5 protein-coding genes are annotated in these 1925 nt (G+C 58.0%); 1 reads left to right on the top strand and 4 read right to left on the bottom strand.

What is annotated here, in order from left to right; all coding sequences use genetic code 11:
- Nucleotides 1-101: 101 nt before the first annotated feature.
- From NFX52_RS30010 to NFX52_RS30000, 3 genes are all read right to left on the bottom strand, one after another.
- The gene (locus tag NFX52_RS30010; protein WP_156358836.1) at nucleotides 102-368 is read right to left on the bottom strand and encodes a hypothetical protein; all 267 of its coding nucleotides are present in this window, start codon (nucleotides 366-368) and stop codon (nucleotides 102-104) included.
- A 117-nt stretch (nucleotides 369-485) separates the two neighbouring features.
- Nucleotides 486-704 (bottom strand): DUF1731 domain-containing protein, encoded by a 219-nt coding sequence (locus NFX52_RS30005; protein ID WP_238385733.1) that lies wholly within the window; start codon nucleotides 702-704, stop codon nucleotides 486-488.
- A gap of 6 nt (nucleotides 705-710) precedes the next feature.
- Nucleotides 711-1082 carry a Rossmann-fold NAD(P)-binding domain-containing protein gene (locus NFX52_RS30000; protein WP_055401377.1) on the bottom strand — a complete coding sequence of 124 codons (372 nt, stop codon included), beginning with the start codon at nucleotides 1080-1082 and terminating at the stop codon, nucleotides 711-713.
- A 230-nt stretch (nucleotides 1083-1312) separates the two neighbouring features.
- On the opposite strand from NFX52_RS30000, the gene NFX52_RS29995 reads away from it, so the two are divergent.
- Entirely contained in the window at nucleotides 1313-1633 is a 321-nt protein-coding gene (locus NFX52_RS29995) for a hypothetical protein (protein WP_055392801.1), read from the top strand.
- A gap of 94 nt (nucleotides 1634-1727) precedes the next feature.
- Here NFX52_RS29995 and NFX52_RS29990 read toward each other — a convergent pair.
- Nucleotides 1728-1925: hypothetical protein (locus NFX52_RS29990; RefSeq protein WP_252635992.1), on the bottom strand; the 198-nt coding region annotated here is incomplete at its 5' end.

The raw sequence follows: 1925 nt of genomic DNA, 5'->3' as shown, positions 1-1925 counted from the left end.
ACGCGTTGCTCAAGAGGCTGGACAAAGCCATCGGTAAGTTCTACGACGGCGGGGACGCGGTTGACGAGATCAACGGCTGCTGAAGGGAGCCGACATCGCCGTCAAGGTGGCATGGCTGGCCGCTTACCTTTCAGCGGCTGCTTTCCATCTATGTCGAAGATGAACCTCAAGGGCAGATGCCCGACCAACTCAGTGCCGAAGAGCTTGCCTGGACTCTTCACGCTGTATTCGAGATAAGCGGTGCCGGCTTCCGTCCGTCGATTCCACTTGCCACCGGGGTGGGCTAGTTCGAGGTCTTCATGGGAGACGTCCCAGGAGACTCCGAGCAGTCCCTGTTCAAGTTTTGGGTCAGACATCGAGTTGTTCATCTAAGGGCTGCTTCTGGCCGATAGTACGCGTTCGACGGCCAAGTCGAGATGACTGCAACCGCTGCACAGCTGACATAGCGACTCGTAATTGCTACTGTATTTATAGCTGCTAGCGCTTTACCAATAAGCGCCAAGACCCATTTTGATTAATATTCTGTGTGAGCCAAATCCGTTCCCGCTAGCATCAGCTAGCGCAAGGTCTGCCAGCGCACCACTCAGCCGCGGGTGCACAAAACGGTATCCCTGACCCAGCGCTGTACTCGGCACCGCGTTCTGCCCGTCCAGCAGCAGAGTAGACAGTGCTCCCAGCAGGGCCCGCAACGGCAATCCCGGCATGCGCAGTCAAGCCCGTCGGCCAAACGACGCAGCCAAGGTCCGCGCAAATATGGCTTGCGTCGCCGCTTCAGGCGCCACAGCATTGAGGGGGCCTTGCAGATGTTTGTGCGCCATCGCAAACCGCACCAGCCCCACAGCATCGGCCAGATGAACCCAATGCGCAGGCTGGCGCCCATGCCCCAGCACGGCGCCCAGGCGGGCGCTCAGAGCCTGCATCGGATACGCACCACCACCGCGCCCCAGCACTATGCCAAACCGCATTCGCACCACCCGCACGCCCAGGGCTTCGGCGCGCCGAGCCTCATGTTCGATGGCAGCGCACAGGTCAGACTGAAACTCGCCCGGGCGGGGTGGGGCGGTTTCGTCCAGCGGCTCCATTGACGCATTGGGCGATGCGCCGTAGAAGGGGTGATCTCACTTTCGGTGCAAAACACCCGGTTAGGAGCCAAGGGTAATCCCTAGGATTTTGTCAGCTGAGCCCATGTCTTCTCCCCTTCTCGCTGTATTTCAAGGAAGGCCATGCAGATGAGCTACAGGTTATGAACCGACAGCGTGCGCCTAGCCCTGAGCGGCTACCATTGGGCAGACCGCGTCAAACGAGATCACCTATGCAGATTTTTGCTTCCGGCGAAGGCCGTAAATTGAATGCTCCGGATGAGTTCTTGCCTCAGGGATCTGTAGGCAAGGTGGTGGGGCTCATTGATCTGGGGAAGAACAATGGATCCAGTCATTTCGGTTGGTCTGGGGTCAAAACGGTCATTGACTTCGAGGGCGACGCTTACGTTTTGGATTTCCCAGAGCACACCCGCTTGGTAACCGACGATGGGCTCGAACTCACGCAGACAGATGCAGGGGAAGTTGGAGGCTGGTGGCCCGATTCGGGCGATATTCAGCGCTATGGACTGCGCTGGATCGAATTGACGTACTGAGCCATCCTTCGCCTTGCCAAGCGCAGCTCCAGTAGAGCCGAGCGAGGGGGCAGAAAGGTGGCCCCCACTTTTCCGACGAGAGGTATTTTCACTATCAGTGAACCCCAGCTTTGTTATCTGAGGGCCTGTCGTCTACCTTCCTGGCTGCCTTTTCAATGAAGGCTTTTAAGGCAACGCTGATTAAGGTCCACCATTGAGAGGGGTCAAACGTTATCCGCAGATGAAGCAGCAGACCTTGGCAATGGCCGCAGATCAAGACAACGGATTCGAGCATTCGCGCAAACCCACCCGA

The organism is Acidovorax facilis (assembly GCF_023913775.1).
GTDB classification, from domain to species: Bacteria; Pseudomonadota; Gammaproteobacteria; order Burkholderiales; family Burkholderiaceae_C; genus Acidovorax; species Acidovorax facilis.
Note: the sequence above shows the minus strand (reverse complement) of the source record. Positions and strands in the feature narration are given on the sequence as shown.